The sequence below is a fragment of the Ruegeria sp. AM7 genome, from assembly GCF_056535965.1.
In genome coordinates, this window is the sequence record NZ_JBQFJE010000003.1 from 413,031 (window position 1) to 426,290 (window position 13,260).

The window sequence follows — 13,260 nt, forward strand, 5'->3', positions numbered from 1 at the left end:
GTTTTGAAATGGGCCTTCGGCATCTAAACGATTGAAGGATGCTCAGGTAGCCCGGATTGTTCATATCCGATGTGCAGCACGCGCAATGAAGCGCCTTGTTAGAGCGCTGACTCTGCTGCCGCGCGCACATTGCGGATGTTTTCGCCATAGACTTCAGGGTTGGAAACCGAGCCACCCTTGAATACTGCCGAGCCAGCGACCAGAACATCCGCGCCTGCGGCTGCTACCAACGGTGCGGTGTTTGGGTCGACGCCTCCATCAATCTCGATATGGACAGGTCGATCGCCGATCATCTGGCGCAGGCGGCGAACTTTGGCTGTCATATCAATGAATTTTTGACCACCAAAACCGGGGTTCACCGTCATGACGCAGACCAGATCGGTCAGGTCCAACAAGTGCTCGATCGCTTCGGCCGGGGTACCGGGGTTCAGGGCAACACCAGCCTTCATGCCAGCAGCGCGGATCGCTTGCAAGGTTCGGTGAGTGTGCGGCCCTGCCTCAACATGCGCGGTCAGGATATCGGCCCCGGCGTCCGCATAGGCTTGAATATAAGGGTCGACCGGCGCGATCATAAGGTGGACGTCCATCACCGTCTTCACATGTGGGCGGAAGGCTTTGACCGCAGGCGGGCCGAAGGTCAGGTTCGGAACGAAATGGCCGTCCATCACGTCCACATGGACCCAATCGGCCCCCCGCGCTTCGATCGCCTGAATCTCGGCCCCGAAATTGGCGAAATCGGCGGAGAGGATCGACGGTGCGATCTTGATGCTGCGGTCAAAGGACATGTGTGGCCTCGTTTCAGTGTCTAAGAGTCGGCCCGCATATACCTGCGGTAGGCGCAGAAGTGTAGAGCCATCGATCTTTGGCGCTGCGTTACAAAACTTTCACCCAAGTTACACATAGCCGTTGAAGATTGCCTTTAGCAGACCGCCAACACGAACTGGGGGTGGCCTGTGCTGCACATCAAGAAACTGACCAAGCGCTTCGGTGAAAACGTCGCAGTCGATTCAGCCACGTTGGAAATAGATAAACCCTGCATGATTGGCATCATCGGTCGTTCGGGGGCAGGGAAGTCGACCCTGCTGCGGATGATAAACCGTCTGACCGATGCAAGCGACGGAGAAATCCTTTTCGGTGGCCGTGATGTCACCAAGCTGAAGGGGCGCGACAAACGCGCCTGGCAAGCTGATTGTGCGATGATTTTTCAACAGTTCAATCTGGTGCCGCGCATGGATGTGGTGTCGAACGTATTACACGGTACGCTCAACCGTCATTCCACGCTGGCCACAATGTTCAACCTGTTTCCCATGGCGGATATCCACCGCGCCATCGACATTTTGGATCGGTTGGGCATTGCAGAACACGCGCCTAAACGCGCCGAGGCGCTGTCGGGTGGACAGCAACAGCGGGTCGCCATCGCGCGCGCGCTGATGCAGGACCCAAGCATCATTCTGGCGGACGAACCCATTGCCTCGCTGGACCCGATGAATGCTCAGGTCGTCATGCAGGCACTGCGCCGCATCCATGAAGAAGACGGCCGCACAGTCATCGCCAACCTGCACACGCTGGACACCGCACGTCGCTATTGCGACCGCGTTGTCGGTATGCGTGACGGTCGCATCGTGTTCGACGGCCTGCCCGAGCAACTGACAACCGGCGTCGCCCGCGAGATCTATGGCGCTGATGCCAGCTTCTCGGAAGAGGCGACATCGACCGAGATTGAGACGCTGGATGCGACTCAGAAGGCCCTGATGGAAGCGGAAGCAACCATCTAAGCCAACCACCCCTTTCATCGACCGGCCGATGAAAGGCCGGCATATCAAACCGGAGAGAGACAGATGAAAAAACTGATGGCAGCCCTGGTGGCCACAACTGCAATGGCCGCGCCGGCCCTGGCCGCGGATATCAACGAATTCCGCATCGGCATTCTGGGCGGTGAAAACGCTCAGGACCGTCTGAACAACAACGAATGCCTGCGCGAATACACCGAGGAAACACTGGGTGTTGAAACCAAGCTGTTCGCACCGGCGGACTATGACGGCGTGATCCAAGGCCTGCTGGGCGGCACCATCGACATGGCGTGGCTGGGTGCTTCGGGTTATGCGAAAACCTACCTTTCTGATCCAGAAGCGGTCGAGCCGGTTCTGGTCAAGGTCAACACCGACGGCGGCTATGGCTATTTCTCGATCGGTTTTGCCCGCAAAGACAGCGGCATCACCTCGCTGGAGGACATGAAGGGCAAGACCTTTGGTTTTGGCGATCCGAACTCGACCTCGGGCTACCTGATCCCGTCGATCGAAATCCCTGCCGCAACGGGTTCCACCATGGAATCGGGCGACTATTTCGGTGAGGTGAAATTCACCGGTGGCCACGAGCAGACCATCGTTGCCGTGAACAACGGTGACGTCGATGGTGGCGTGACCTGGGCTGACGGTCTGGGCGATTGGGAAGATGGGTATCAGTCGGGCGCGCTGCGTCGCGCTGTTGATGCCGGTCTGGTCGACATGAACGACATGGTCCAGATTTGGAAATCCAAGCCGATCCCCGAAGGCCCGGTTGTTCTGCGCACCGCGCTGCCTGCAGATGTAAAAGAGAAAATGACCGCTCTGATGGCTGGTCTGGCCGAGAAAGACCGTGAATGCTTCTACGGCGTTGCTGCTGGTGAAGCCCGCGCGTTCGAGCCGATCACGCATGAAGCCTACGAAGTCATCATCGAAGCACGCAAGCTGAAGTCCAACTAAGCCTGCACACCCCTAAGACCGGGGTCCGGTGTTCCAAGCCGGGCCCCGTTTTCCACTCAGGAGCATTCCATGACAGACCTGACCGCAGGGTCCCCGACCGTCGACCAGATCCGGGCCGACTATACCGAAATGACACGACGCAAGCGGGTCTATGGTGGTATTCTTCTGATCGTTTTCGTGGCCTTGATGGCCGCCGGGTTCCGCACTGCGGATGACCGCAACGCGGGCAGTTTCGCGGATGGTTGGCACCGTATCTTTGACTACCCGGCAGAGGTGCTGTCCGAAGCCTGGGAAAAGATCGACGCGTTGCCCGCCAATCTGGTCAAGTTCTTCCCTGCGCTGGTTGAAACGATCAACATCGCCGCCGCATCTACGCTGATCGGCACCATTGCGGGTACGTTCCTTGCGCTGATGTCCACACGCGGAATGGCGCTCTGGCCTGCGCTGATCCCCCTGTTCCGGCGTATCGCCGATATCTGTCGCGCTATCCCTGAAATCGTGATCGCTCTGGTCCTGATCTTTATTCTGGGTGGCGGCCCGGTTCCGGCGATGATCGCCATTGCAATCCATACGGCTGGCGCGCTGGGCAAGCTGTTTTCTGAGGTGAACGAGAACGCCTCACTGAAACCGGTCGAGGGTTTGGCTTCGGTCGGCGCAAACTGGTCGCAGCGCATGTACCTGGGCGTGATCCCTCAGGTTGGGCCGAACTATGTCAGCTACGCGCTGCTGCGGTTCGAGATCAACATTCGCGCCTCGGCCATTCTGGGTTTCGTCGGTGCAGGTGGTCTTGGCTATGAGCTGCGCAACTCGATGTCCTGGGGGCAGGGCAAGTACGATCAGGCCGCCGCGATTTTCTTGCTGTTGTTCGTCACAATTGTGGTGGTCGACCAAATCTCGGGCCATCTGCGTGATCGCCTGACCCACGGATCCGAGAAAGGAGCGCGGGCATGAGCACCTTCGCCACTGACCTCTCCCTTGATGAGTTGAAGGCCGAGGCTGATCGTCTGTTCAGCCGAAAGCGCCTGATCAATTTTGGATTGCCTGTGTTGGTGCTGGTCTATCTGACCTATGTGTTTTTCGCTTTCGACGTGCCCGGATTGGCCGGACGCGCCAACTGGGAAAACGGCAAGACGCTGGTAGCGGACAGCTACAGTTACAAAACCCATATCGAGCGTGACAATCGCACAGGTGAAGTCTCGGCCGCAATCGAAGGTGAGCGCAAGGGTGCATATCCCGAAGGCCAAGCGCCGGATTGGGTCGCTTTGGGTGAGACCACGGTGATTGATCTGGAAGACGGCCATATCGTGCGGTTCGGCCCCGAGACGGTGGAATATGACATCCCCGGTTATGGCACGGTGCGTGCAACGCCGACCCGTTCGGCGGGCGTTCAGGCCGAGCTGCCCGCAGGCGACGTGCCCGACTGGATCAATGTCTCAAAGAACCGGATGGCGATCACCACGGATGCGGGCCGCCTGACTGTGACGCGCAACCGGTCCGAAGTGTTCCGCTATTTCAACGGGTGGGAGCTGTTCTTCTTCACCCTCGATAGCCCCTACTATGGCAAGTCGTTCCCGCAACTCATGGGGCTGGCCGCAAATGGTGAGGCGGGCGCGATCCTGAATGATTTCTGGACCAACAAGATGTGGCGCCATCAGGACGTTGCCTGGGCCATTTTCGAGACGATCCTGATGGCCTTCCTCGGGACACTGGGGGCGGGCATGGTGGCCCTGCCGCTGGCTTTCCTTGCGACCCGCAATTTCAACCCGTTGCGTTCGGTTCGGTTTCTCACGCGCCGGGTGTTTGATTTTGTGCGCGGTGTGGACGCTCTGATCTGGACCGTCGTTCTGGCGCGGGCTTTTGGACCCGGTCCGCTGACGGGTGCGCTGGCCATTCTGGTGACAGACACGGGGACGTTCGGCAAGATTTTCTCGGAAGCGCTGGAGAATGTGGATCAAAAACAGATCGAAGGCGTCCAATCGACCGGAGCCAACGCGCCGCAACGTTATCGGTTCGGGGTGATCCCGCAGGTGACGCCGGTGCTGCTCAGCCAGTTGCTCTATTTCCTCGAATCCAACACACGCAGCGCCACTGTGATTGGTGCGATTACGGGCGGTGGGATCGGCTTGTTGCTGACGCAGGCCATCATCACCCAGAAAGACTGGGAAGAGGTTGCCTACTACATCGTTCTGATCATCCTGATGGTGATGCTGATGGATTGGTTTTCGGGCTGGCTGCGTCGCCGATTGATCCAGGGCGAAACGAAATCCAAACGGGTAAAAACCAAGACCGCCTGAGTGTTGGTCCAGAGGAACTTTCATGCCAAGACTGCGAGCGGATCAGCCATTCATCCATCCCGATTGTGCGATCACCAACAGCACGTTTGGGGAATACGTCGAAATAGGTGCCGGGACGCGCTTGGCGAATGCGACCTTCGGGGATTACTCGTATTGCGACCGAACGTGTGACATTGCAAATGCGCGGATCGGCAAGTTTGCGAACATCGCCAGCTTTACCCGGATCGGTGCGACGGATCATCCTTATGCCAAAGCTTCCTTGCATCATTTTCTGTACCGCTCAGCAGACTACTGGGATGACGTCGAAGATGACGCGGATTGGTTCCAGCATCGCGCAAGCCGGGTGACCGAAATTGGCCATGACACATGGATTGGCCATGCAGCTATTATCAAGCCCGAAGTTACCGTGGGTCACGGTGCAATCATTGCTTCTGGTGCGGTCGTCACCAAAGACGTTGCGCCTTACAGCATTGTGGGTGGGGTTGCGGCCGATCTGATCCGTCCACGCTACCCGGATGGCTTAGCAGAGCGTATGTTGACATTGGCGTGGTGGGATTGGGACAACGCGCGTTTGCGAGCCGCCTTGCCGGACTTTCGAATGCTCGATGCCGAAGCCTTTTTGGAGAAATACGAATAGGCCGAGGACCTGTCTGACATGTGCTCCCGCCCCCGCGTGCGCATCGGCTTTGCGCGGCGCTACGCCCAACGGGATGAGACCTCCGGAAGGAGGGCGAAGACGGGCGGGAGCGTTCTGGTCCCTACTCGTTGTCCATCGTTAGTGTGACTCTTTCGCCTGCAAAATAGGTGCGTCCGAATTCAACGGGAATTCCGTTCGTATCTGCGTTTACGCCCACTGAGTACAGGACCGGAGCGCCTTCGCTGAGTTGCAGATGCAGCGCTTGTGTTGGCGTCGCGGCGCGGGCCGTCAGCCGTGTCGACACACGAACGTAATCCTCAACTCCGCATTGCTGCAGCGCTTTGGTCACCGACCGGGTCTCTACCAGTGCGGCAAGAATGCCCGGCAGACGCCCAGCTGGAAAGACGCTTTGAAAAAGCCCGATCGGCTGACCGTCGGCCAGAGAAAGACCATCGTAGACATGAACGGCTTCACCTTCGGACAGTTCCAAAGCTTCAGCTTCGGCCACATCAGCCGTGCGAGTGGTGAGGGTAAGGATTTTCTTGCCAGGAATCTTGCCGCTGGCCGAAATGCTCTTGTGGTAACGTACGCGTTTCCCGATGGGGTAATCCGTCGGGCGCGCCGTCACGAAAACTCCGGCTCCTCGTCTCGAGCGTACCAAGCCCTGGTCAGACAGATCTGACAAAGCCCTGCGAACCGTGTGGCGATTGACCCCGTATTTGGCAGCCAGCTGCGCTTCGGTCGGCAGGCGATCACCAGTGTTATAGCGGCCTTCTGCAATGTCGGTTGTCAGGCCAAGAGCGATGCTTTTCCAAACTGGCGATTTGCCCATGTCACTAAATCTTCACAAGTAAGCGGATTGCGGCCCGCGGGGTTAAGATGTATTATTTGTCTAGTTGTATAGTTCAAGTAGACAACCCAGCCAAGAGGCTTTGATGGCAGATCTCGAAAAACCAACGGATGCAGAACGTCGGCAGTGGATGGGCGTGTTGGCCCGCGCGCCCGAGGGCGCGCTGATGGCCCTTTGGGGCAAAGTCCAACTGCGCCCGACATTTGAATGGCTACGCGTGCCCGAGATTGGCGGGGTGATGGTCCGGGGGCGTACCGGCAGCACGGGGGCGCCGTTCAATCTTGGTGAAATGACCGTAACCCGGTGTTCGCTGGTGTTGCAGGGCGGTGCCGTCGGTCATGGCTATGTTCAGGGCCGATCAAAGCCCAAAGCCGAAGTCGCTGCTCTTGTTGACGCGCTGATGCAGACAACAGCAGCCGACGCCATCCGCGCCGAAATCATTTCCCCTCTGTCACGGCAGTTGCAGGACGCGCGAGCCAAGCGGGCGGCCAAGGCGGCGGCGACAAAGGTCGAATTCTTTACTCTGGTCCGAGGAGAAGGCTGATGAGCGCGCATCCTCAATTCTCAGGTGGTTTTGCAAATGCCCCGATCGAGTCGGCCCACGCCTTTCGGGCCGCAATGACGGTCATGGCGCGACCTGGCGAAATCCGATCAATTGCGGGCGCGCGCCCACCCGCGCCATTGTCCCAAGCAGCGGGTACTTTGTTGCTGACTTTGTGTGACCCGGATACAAGGGTCTTTCTCGCAGGCGCAGCAGACACTGACGCAGTGCGCCAATGGCTGACCTTTCACACCGGCGCGCCGATTGTCAAAGCGTCCAGCGCGGATTTCGCAGTAGGGACATGGGCGGACCTGCAACGCAATTCCAACTATCGCATAGGCACACCGGAATATCCTGACCGCTCGGCTACTCTGATTGTCGAGTGTGAAACGCTTGCGCAGAACGGGGCAACGCTGACAGGGCCGGGTATTCGGGATCGGTCACAATTGTCTTTACCGGATGTCGCGGTCTTTCAGGACAATTCGGCTCTTTATCCTCTGGGATGTGATTTCTTTTTCACCTGCAGAGACAAAGTCGCGGCCTTGCCGCGCAGCACGCAAATAACGGCGGGATCATAAGAATGTACGTAGCAGTCAAGGGCGGCGAAAAAGCCATCGACAACGCGCATTCCTGGTTAGCAGAGGAGCGGCGGGGATCAACGGATATCACCGAACTGTCGATCGCCCAGATCCGAGAACAGTTGAGCCTTGCGGTAAATCGGGTCATGGCCGAGGGCTCTCTGTTCGATCCCGATCTGGCCGCGCTGGCGATCAAACAGGCGCGCGGCGATCTGATTGAGGCGATCTTTCTGATCCGCGCCTATCGCACGACCTTGCCGCGTTTTGGCTATTCCAACCCGGTTGATACCGGCGATATGGCCTGCGACCGCCGCATCTCGGCTACGTTCAAGGACGCGCCGGGCGGGCAGGTGCTGGGGCCGACTTTTGACTACACCCACCGGCTGCTGGATTTCAAACTAGCTGCGGATGGCAACGACACGGTTGCACCCATGGCCGGGCCGCGTACCGAGCCTACGCCTCACATTACCGAGTTCCTAAAGGGTGAAAATATCATTCAGGACGAACCCACTAGCGACGACCTGCCGGGCGACTTGACCCGTGAGCCGATGGAGTTTCCCTCCACCCGCCCTCTGCGCTTGCAATCACTGACACGCGGCGACGAGGGGTTTGTGCTGGGCATGGCCTATTCGACTCAGCGCGGATACGCCCGCAACCATGCGTTCGTGGGCGAACTGCGGATTGGCAGCGTCGCGGTTGAGATGGATGTCCCTGAACTGGGCTTTGCCATCGACATCGGTGAAGTTGAGTTGACCGAATGCGAGACAGTCAACCAGTTCAAGGGCTCAAAAACCGAACCGCCGCAGTTCACTCGCGGTTATGGTCTGGTCTTTGGCCAGTCCGAGCGCAAATCCATTGCCATGGCTCTGGTCGACCGCGCTTTGCGCTGGAAGGAGCTTGGCGAGGACAATCTGGGCGCGCCCGCGCAGGATGAGGAATTTGTCCTAAGCCATGCCGACAACATTCAGGCCACCGGGTTCTTGGAACACATCAAACTGCCACATTACGTGGATTTCCAGTCCGAACTGGAACTGGTCCGTAAACTACGCCGCGAGGCCGAGGAACGGATCACCCCAAAGGAGGCTGCGGAATGAAGGTCGTTGTATTCGATATCGGCGGCGTATTGGTTAATTGGCACCCCCATCTTGCCTGGGTTGACGATCTGGGGTCCGAGGACGCCGCCCATGCCTTTATCGAACGCACCGGATTCAAGGCCAAAAACGCGCGGGGAGACAATGGCGAGCTGTTCTCCGATATGGCCAAAGAGTTGGCGGACCCGGAGGATCAGAACCTGTTTGCCTCCTACGTGGAGCGATATACACTCACTGTTCAGAACGCGGTTAACGGCACTTGGGATATCCTCGATCGCCTCAAGGCAAATGGAACCCCCGTCCACGCCATCACCAATTGGTCGGCTGAAACCTGGCCAGAGGGTCTAAAGGTGCACCCCCGGTTGGGTGAGGTGTTCGGAACGTTGGTGGTGTCCGGTCAGGAAGGCGTCATGAAGCCTGATCCGCGTATTTTCAAACTTCTGTGCGAACGTGCCGCTGTTCAACCCCAAGACTGCGTGTTCATCGACGATGGTTTGCACAATGTCGAAGGTGCGCGTGCTGTGGGAATGGACGCTATACATTTTGTCGGCGCCGAAGCACTGGAAACAGAATTGTCCGAGAGGGGAATACTATGAGCGAGTACAATTTCGCCTATCTCGACGAGCAAACCAAGCGGATGATCCGGCGGGCGATCCTCAAAGGACTGGCGGTACCCGGATATCAGGTGCCTTTTGCCAGCCGTGAAATGCCGATGCCGTATGGCTGGGGCACCGGCGGGGTGCAGGTCTCGGCCGCCACTTTGACGCCCGAAGATACTTTCAAGGTGATCGACCAGGGGGCTGATGACACGACCAATGCGGTCTCGATCCGTAAGTTCTTTGAGAACACGGCAGGCGTTGAGACCACCGAAGAAACCGAAAAGGCCACTGTCATCCAGACCCGCCACCGGATCCCCGAGGCGGAACTGACCGAGGATCAAATCCTCGTCTATCAGGTGCCAATCCCCGAGCCTCTGCGCTTTCTGGAACCGCGCGAGACGGAAACGCGCAAGATGCACGCGCTTGAAGAATACGGGCTGATGCATGTGAAACTGTATGAAGATATCAGCCAGCACGGCGCGATTTCGACCTCGTATGCCTATCCGGTAAAAGTGTCCGGGCGCTATGTGATGGATCCGTCTCCGATCCCTAAATTCGATAACCCCAAGCTGGAAATGGACGCGATCCAGCTGTTCGGCGCGGGGCGCGAGCAGCGCATCTATGCGGTGCCGCCGCACACCAAGGTCGTCAGCCTCGACTTCGAGGACTATCCGTTCGAGGCGACCAAGGCAGACCATCCCTGCGACCTGTGCGGGGCCGAAGACAGCTATCTGGACGAGGTGATCATGGATGACGCGGGCAACCGGATGTTTGTCTGCTCCGACACCGATTACTGCCGCTCGCGCCGCGCGGCTGGACATGAGGGGCGTTTGGCCAAGGAGGATGCAGCATGATGCGCGAACACGTTCTGGGAATTGATCATCTGGGCCTGACGGTCTCGGATCTTGAGGCGACCAAGGCGTTCTTTGTCGAGGCGCTGGGCTGGGATGTGGTCGGCGGACGGCCGGAATACCCCTCGGCCTTCATCAGCAACGGCTCGGCGGTTCTGACCTTGTGGCAGCAAAAGGGCGAAAATCAGCACGGTTTTGATCGTCATGCCAATGTCGGGCTGCACCACGTGGCGTTCAAAATCCCATCGCGCGAGTCTTTGGATGTGGTGTTTGCCGCTGTGAAAGACTGGCCGGGTGTTCAGGTGGAGTTTGCGCCTGAACCTTCAGGTGCCGGGCCAAAAATCCACTTCATGATCCGAGAGCCGGGCGGCAATCGGATCGAATTTGCCTATGATCCGAGGTAGAGCCATGACCCCGCTGTTAAGCGTTCAGAACATCCGCAAAACCTATGGCACCCGGATCGGCTGTACCGCCGTCAGCTTTGATCTCTATCCCGGCGAGGTGATGGGGATCGTGGGCGAAAGCGGCTCGGGCAAGTCGACGTTGCTGAACTGTCTGGCCGGCCATCTGGAGCCGGACGCGGGGCAGGTGATCTTTGACACCCGCGCCGACGGGCCGGTTGATACGGTGACAATGTCCGAACCCGAACGCCGTATGTTGGGCCGCACCGATTGGGCCTTTGTCCACCAGCACGCGCGCGACGGGCTGCGCATGTCGGTCAGCGCGGGCGGCAATATTGGCGAGCGTCTGATGGCCGTGGGCGACCGTCACTATGGTGACATTCGCGACAAGGCCATCGACTGGCTGGGCCGGGTCGAGATCGAAGCGAACCGCGTCGATGACCGCCCTACCGCCTTTTCTGGTGGGATGCAGCAACGCCTGCAGATCGCCCGCAATCTCGTGACGGGGCCTCGGCTGGTGTTCATGGATGAACCGACGGGCGGGCTGGATGTATCGGTTCAGGCGCGTTTGCTTGATTTGCTGCGCGGGTTGGTGCGCGAGATGGGGCTGAGCGCCATCATCGTCACCCATGATCTGGCCGTGGTGCGCCTGCTGGCGGATCGGCTGATGGTGATGAAAGACGGCCACGTGGTCGAATCCGGCCTGACCGATCAGGTGCTGGACGATCCGCAACATGCGTACACGCAGTTGCTGGTCTCAAGCGTGTTGCAGGTGTGAGAGATGATTGAACTGAACAACGTCAGCAAAAGCTTTACCCTGCACAATCAGGGCAGTGCGGTGATCCCGGTAATGGAGGGCGCAACGCTCAACGTGGCCCCCGGTGAATGCGTGGCTTTGACCGGTGCGTCCGGGGCGGGAAAATCCACCCTGATGCGGGTGATCTACGGCAACTATCTGGCCGCTTCGGGGCAGGTGCTTGTGGGCGGCGTGGATGTTGCGCAGGCCGAACCGCGCGAAATCCTGGCCCTGCGGCGAGAGACGCTGGGCTATGTCAGCCAGTTCCTGCGGGTGGTGCCCCGGGTGCCGACGCTTGAGGTCGTGGCCGAGCCCTTGCTGGCCATCGGGTGCGACCGTCAGGTGGCGCTGAACAAGGCAGCGGGCCTGTTGGCGCGGCTGAACATTCCGGAACGTCTGTGGACGCTCAGCCCGACGACCTTTTCGGGCGGCGAGCAGCAGCGCGTGAACATCGCGCGGGGCTTTGCGCACGACTATCCGGCGATGTTGCTGGATGAGCCCACCGCCTCGCTGGACGTGCAGAACCGTGAAACCGTGCTGAGCCTGATCGAAGAGGCCAAAGCGCGGGGTGCGGCGATCATCGGCATTTTCCACGATGTCGGCGCGCGTGAACGGGTGTGCGATCGTGAGATCAACGTCTCGGATTTCACACCGGGGCTGGCCGCATGAGCCTTGCGCCGGTCATCGCGGTCGTTGGACCCTCGGGCGTTGGTAAGGACAGCGTGATCGAGGCGCTGGAGGCGCGCTCCGCACGCATTCACCGAATGCGCCGGGTGATCACCCGCCCCGAGGGCGAGGACGGCGAAGATTTTGACCGGGTCTCCGAAGGCACATTTCAGCAGATGGTAGATGAGGATGCCTTTGCTCTGCACTGGCCCGCCCATGGGTTGCTGTATGGGGTGCCCCAAAGCATCCAGCAGCTGCGGGGGCAGGCGGATGCAGTTTTGGTGAACCTGTCCCGATCCGTGCTTTTGCGCGCGCAAGAAGTGTTTGGTGATCTGGTCGTGATCTCGCTGACTGCCGACCCGCAGGTGCTGGCGCAGCGCCTGTCGGCGCGTGGGCGCGAAAGTGCGACGGATCAGGCGCGGCGGCTTGAACGCGCGCAGATCACGCTGCCCGATGGATTGCGCCGGGTGGTACAGATCGACAATTCCGGCCCGCTGAACCAGACGGTCAACGCCATCCTGACCCAGCTTCAGCCGGAAAGAACATAGCGATGGATCAGGTGAAAACGCCCGTCCTCGGCCTCGCCCATCAGTGCCAGATCGGTAATGTGGAACGGTGTGGGCAGCAGGGGTGCAAGCTGCGTGTCCAGCGCATCCTGAACGGTGGCCAGCGTGGGTTTGTCCAGCTTGCCGCTGAGGGTGATGTGAAAGCGGAACGAGTCCATCACGTAAGGGTATCCCCACTGCACAAGATTGGCCTCATGCGCGGGCGACAGCCCGGTGCCACGACGACGCTGCAATTCGGCGTCGGATGCGGGCGCACGGAAGGGGTCCAGATCACGCACGCAGGCGGCGGCCAGTGCGTTCAGCGCCGTCTCGTCACCTTTGGGACGCAGGGCCAGGAACCGGCCCAGACGTGCGATCTCAAGCCCCTCCAACGTGACCGGAGCCTGTGCAGCAGCCATCTGGGCGCAAGCCTCACGCAGCGCCTCAACCGTCTGCCCGTCGCGCAGGCGGAACGGAGGTTTCATCGTCGCGTGCAGCCCGTATTTGCGCGGGACCTGCGTGACGGCGGCCACATCCACGCCGGGGATATCGGGATGTTCGACCGCCGCGCCTGTCTCAACGTCCCAGCCCAGCCAGCTTGTGCCAAACCGGGTCCACTCGGCCCCGGCGGGTGGCGCAAAATAGATCGCGTATCGCGTGAATGTCACAT

Annotated in this window: 17 protein-coding genes; 14 read left to right on the forward strand and 3 right to left on the reverse strand. The window is 59.6% G+C overall.

Translation table 11 applies throughout. From position 1 onward, the window contains the following. Nucleotides 1-98: 98 nt before the first annotated feature. Nucleotides 99-785: a ribulose-phosphate 3-epimerase gene (gene rpe / locus ACR3EG_RS05765; protein ID WP_480494069.1), complete on the reverse strand. Its 687-nt coding sequence runs from the start codon at nt 783-785 to the stop codon at nt 99-101. Between the two features lie 168 nt (nt 786-953). Between rpe and phnC the strand changes: the two genes are divergently transcribed. From phnC to ACR3EG_RS05790, 5 genes are all read left to right on the forward strand, one after another. After that, the gene (phnC, locus tag ACR3EG_RS05770; protein ID WP_209193932.1) at nt 954-1,775 is read left to right on the forward strand and encodes a phosphonate ABC transporter ATP-binding protein; all 822 of its coding nucleotides are present in this window, start codon (nt 954-956) and stop codon (nt 1,773-1,775) included. Between the two features lie 63 nt (nt 1,776-1,838). Then, nucleotides 1,839-2,741 (forward strand): phosphonate ABC transporter substrate-binding protein, encoded by a 903-nt coding sequence (gene phnD / locus ACR3EG_RS05775; RefSeq protein ID WP_480494071.1) that lies wholly within the window; start codon nt 1,839-1,841, stop codon nt 2,739-2,741. A gap of 69 nt (nt 2,742-2,810) precedes the next feature. Further along, on the forward strand, nt 2,811-3,692 hold the full coding sequence (gene phnE / locus ACR3EG_RS05780; RefSeq protein ID WP_480494073.1) for a phosphonate ABC transporter, permease protein PhnE: 882 nt from the start codon (nt 2,811-2,813) through the stop codon (nt 3,690-3,692). Then, nucleotides 3,689-5,035, forward strand: coding sequence for a phosphonate ABC transporter, permease protein PhnE (gene phnE / locus ACR3EG_RS05785; RefSeq protein WP_480494075.1), 1,347 nt, complete (start codon nt 3,689-3,691; stop codon nt 5,033-5,035). The genes phnE (ACR3EG_RS05780) and phnE (ACR3EG_RS05785) overlap by 4 nt, the downstream gene beginning before the upstream one ends. A 22-nt stretch (nt 5,036-5,057) precedes the next feature. Then, the gene (locus ACR3EG_RS05790) at nt 5,058-5,672 is read left to right on the forward strand and encodes an LbetaH domain-containing protein (protein WP_480494077.1); all 615 of its coding nucleotides are present in this window, start codon (nt 5,058-5,060) and stop codon (nt 5,670-5,672) included. A gap of 121 nt (nt 5,673-5,793) precedes the next feature. Here the strand turns inward: ACR3EG_RS05790 and phnF are convergent, their stop codons facing one another. Then, complete coding sequence (gene phnF, locus ACR3EG_RS05795; protein WP_170753559.1) at nt 5,794-6,504, reverse strand: phosphonate metabolism transcriptional regulator PhnF; 711 nt, start codon at nt 6,502-6,504, stop codon at nt 5,794-5,796. Between the two features lie 103 nt (nt 6,505-6,607). Between phnF and phnG the strand changes: the two genes are divergently transcribed. From phnG to phnN, 9 genes are read left to right on the forward strand one after another with little or no spacing between them, the layout of a single operon-like run. Then, nucleotides 6,608-7,066 (forward strand): phosphonate C-P lyase system protein PhnG, encoded by a 459-nt coding sequence (gene phnG / locus ACR3EG_RS05800; protein WP_480494079.1) that lies wholly within the window; start codon nt 6,608-6,610, stop codon nt 7,064-7,066. Further along, nucleotides 7,066-7,641, forward strand: a complete 576-nt coding sequence (phnH, locus tag ACR3EG_RS05805) for a phosphonate C-P lyase system protein PhnH (RefSeq protein ID WP_480494081.1) — start codon at nt 7,066-7,068, stop codon at nt 7,639-7,641. Before phnG ends, phnH begins: the two co-directional genes overlap by 1 nt. A gap of 2 nt (nt 7,642-7,643) precedes the next feature. Continuing rightward, complete coding sequence (locus tag ACR3EG_RS05810; protein ID WP_480494083.1) at nt 7,644-8,735, forward strand: carbon-phosphorus lyase complex subunit; 1,092 nt, start codon at nt 7,644-7,646, stop codon at nt 8,733-8,735. Then, a complete protein-coding gene (locus ACR3EG_RS05815) occupies nt 8,732-9,328 on the forward strand; it encodes an HAD family hydrolase (protein WP_480494085.1) in 597 nt (198 codons plus the stop codon). Before ACR3EG_RS05810 ends, ACR3EG_RS05815 begins: the two co-directional genes overlap by 4 nt. After that, nucleotides 9,325-10,185 carry an alpha-D-ribose 1-methylphosphonate 5-phosphate C-P-lyase PhnJ gene (locus ACR3EG_RS05820; RefSeq protein ID WP_480494086.1) on the forward strand — a complete coding sequence of 287 codons (861 nt, stop codon included), beginning with the start codon at nt 9,325-9,327 and terminating at the stop codon, nt 10,183-10,185. Before ACR3EG_RS05815 ends, ACR3EG_RS05820 begins: the two co-directional genes overlap by 4 nt. Further along, nucleotides 10,182-10,586 (forward strand): VOC family protein, encoded by a 405-nt coding sequence (locus tag ACR3EG_RS05825; RefSeq protein ID WP_480494088.1) that lies wholly within the window; start codon nt 10,182-10,184, stop codon nt 10,584-10,586. The genes ACR3EG_RS05820 and ACR3EG_RS05825 overlap by 4 nt, the downstream gene beginning before the upstream one ends. Before the next feature lie 4 nt (nt 10,587-10,590). Beyond that, entirely contained in the window at nt 10,591-11,361 is a 771-nt protein-coding gene (gene phnK / locus ACR3EG_RS05830; RefSeq protein WP_480494090.1) for a phosphonate C-P lyase system protein PhnK, read from the forward strand. 3 nt (nt 11,362-11,364) lie between these two features. After that, on the forward strand, nt 11,365-12,048 hold the full coding sequence (gene phnL / locus ACR3EG_RS05835) for a phosphonate C-P lyase system protein PhnL (RefSeq protein ID WP_480494092.1): 684 nt from the start codon (nt 11,365-11,367) through the stop codon (nt 12,046-12,048). Further along, nucleotides 12,045-12,593, forward strand: coding sequence for a phosphonate metabolism protein/1,5-bisphosphokinase (PRPP-forming) PhnN (gene phnN / locus ACR3EG_RS05840; protein ID WP_480494094.1), 549 nt, complete (start codon nt 12,045-12,047; stop codon nt 12,591-12,593). The genes phnL and phnN overlap by 4 nt, the downstream gene beginning before the upstream one ends. Here the strand turns inward: phnN and ACR3EG_RS05845 are convergent. Then, the gene (locus ACR3EG_RS05845; protein WP_480494096.1) at nt 12,575-13,258 is read right to left on the reverse strand and encodes a DUF1045 domain-containing protein; all 684 of its coding nucleotides are present in this window, start codon (nt 13,256-13,258) and stop codon (nt 12,575-12,577) included. The two genes, phnN and ACR3EG_RS05845, sit on opposite strands and share 19 nt — an antisense overlap. Nucleotides 13,259-13,260: the final 2 nt, after the last annotated feature.

Excerpts from the sequence above, each read along its gene's own strand:
- phnF (WP_170753559.1), bottom strand. The coding sequence starts at position 6,504 with ATGGGCAAATCGCCAGTTTGGAAAAGCATCGCTCTTGGCCTGACAACC.
- phnE (WP_480494073.1), top strand. The coding sequence starts at position 2,811 with ATGACAGACCTGACCGCAGGGTCCCCGACCGTCGACCAGATCCGGGCC.
- ACR3EG_RS05815 (WP_480494085.1), top strand. The coding sequence starts at position 8,732 with ATGAAGGTCGTTGTATTCGATATCGGCGGCGTATTGGTTAATTGGCAC.
- phnD (WP_480494071.1), top strand. The coding sequence starts at position 1,839 with ATGAAAAAACTGATGGCAGCCCTGGTGGCCACAACTGCAATGGCCGCG.
- phnG (WP_480494079.1), top strand. The coding sequence starts at position 6,608 with ATGGCAGATCTCGAAAAACCAACGGATGCAGAACGTCGGCAGTGGATG.
- phnK (WP_480494090.1), top strand. The coding sequence starts at position 10,591 with ATGACCCCGCTGTTAAGCGTTCAGAACATCCGCAAAACCTATGGCACC.
- ACR3EG_RS05825 (WP_480494088.1), top strand. The coding sequence starts at position 10,182 with ATGATGCGCGAACACGTTCTGGGAATTGATCATCTGGGCCTGACGGTC.
- phnE (WP_480494075.1), top strand. The coding sequence starts at position 3,689 with ATGAGCACCTTCGCCACTGACCTCTCCCTTGATGAGTTGAAGGCCGAG.
- phnL (WP_480494092.1), top strand. The coding sequence starts at position 11,365 with ATGATTGAACTGAACAACGTCAGCAAAAGCTTTACCCTGCACAATCAG.
- rpe (WP_480494069.1), bottom strand. The coding sequence starts at position 785 with ATGTCCTTTGACCGCAGCATCAAGATCGCACCGTCGATCCTCTCCGCC.
- ACR3EG_RS05790 (WP_480494077.1), top strand. The coding sequence starts at position 5,058 with ATGCCAAGACTGCGAGCGGATCAGCCATTCATCCATCCCGATTGTGCG.
- ACR3EG_RS05810 (WP_480494083.1), top strand. The coding sequence starts at position 7,644 with ATGTACGTAGCAGTCAAGGGCGGCGAAAAAGCCATCGACAACGCGCAT.
- phnN (WP_480494094.1), top strand. The coding sequence starts at position 12,045 with ATGAGCCTTGCGCCGGTCATCGCGGTCGTTGGACCCTCGGGCGTTGGT.
- phnH (WP_480494081.1), top strand. The coding sequence starts at position 7,066 with ATGAGCGCGCATCCTCAATTCTCAGGTGGTTTTGCAAATGCCCCGATC.
- ACR3EG_RS05820 (WP_480494086.1), top strand. The coding sequence starts at position 9,325 with ATGAGCGAGTACAATTTCGCCTATCTCGACGAGCAAACCAAGCGGATG.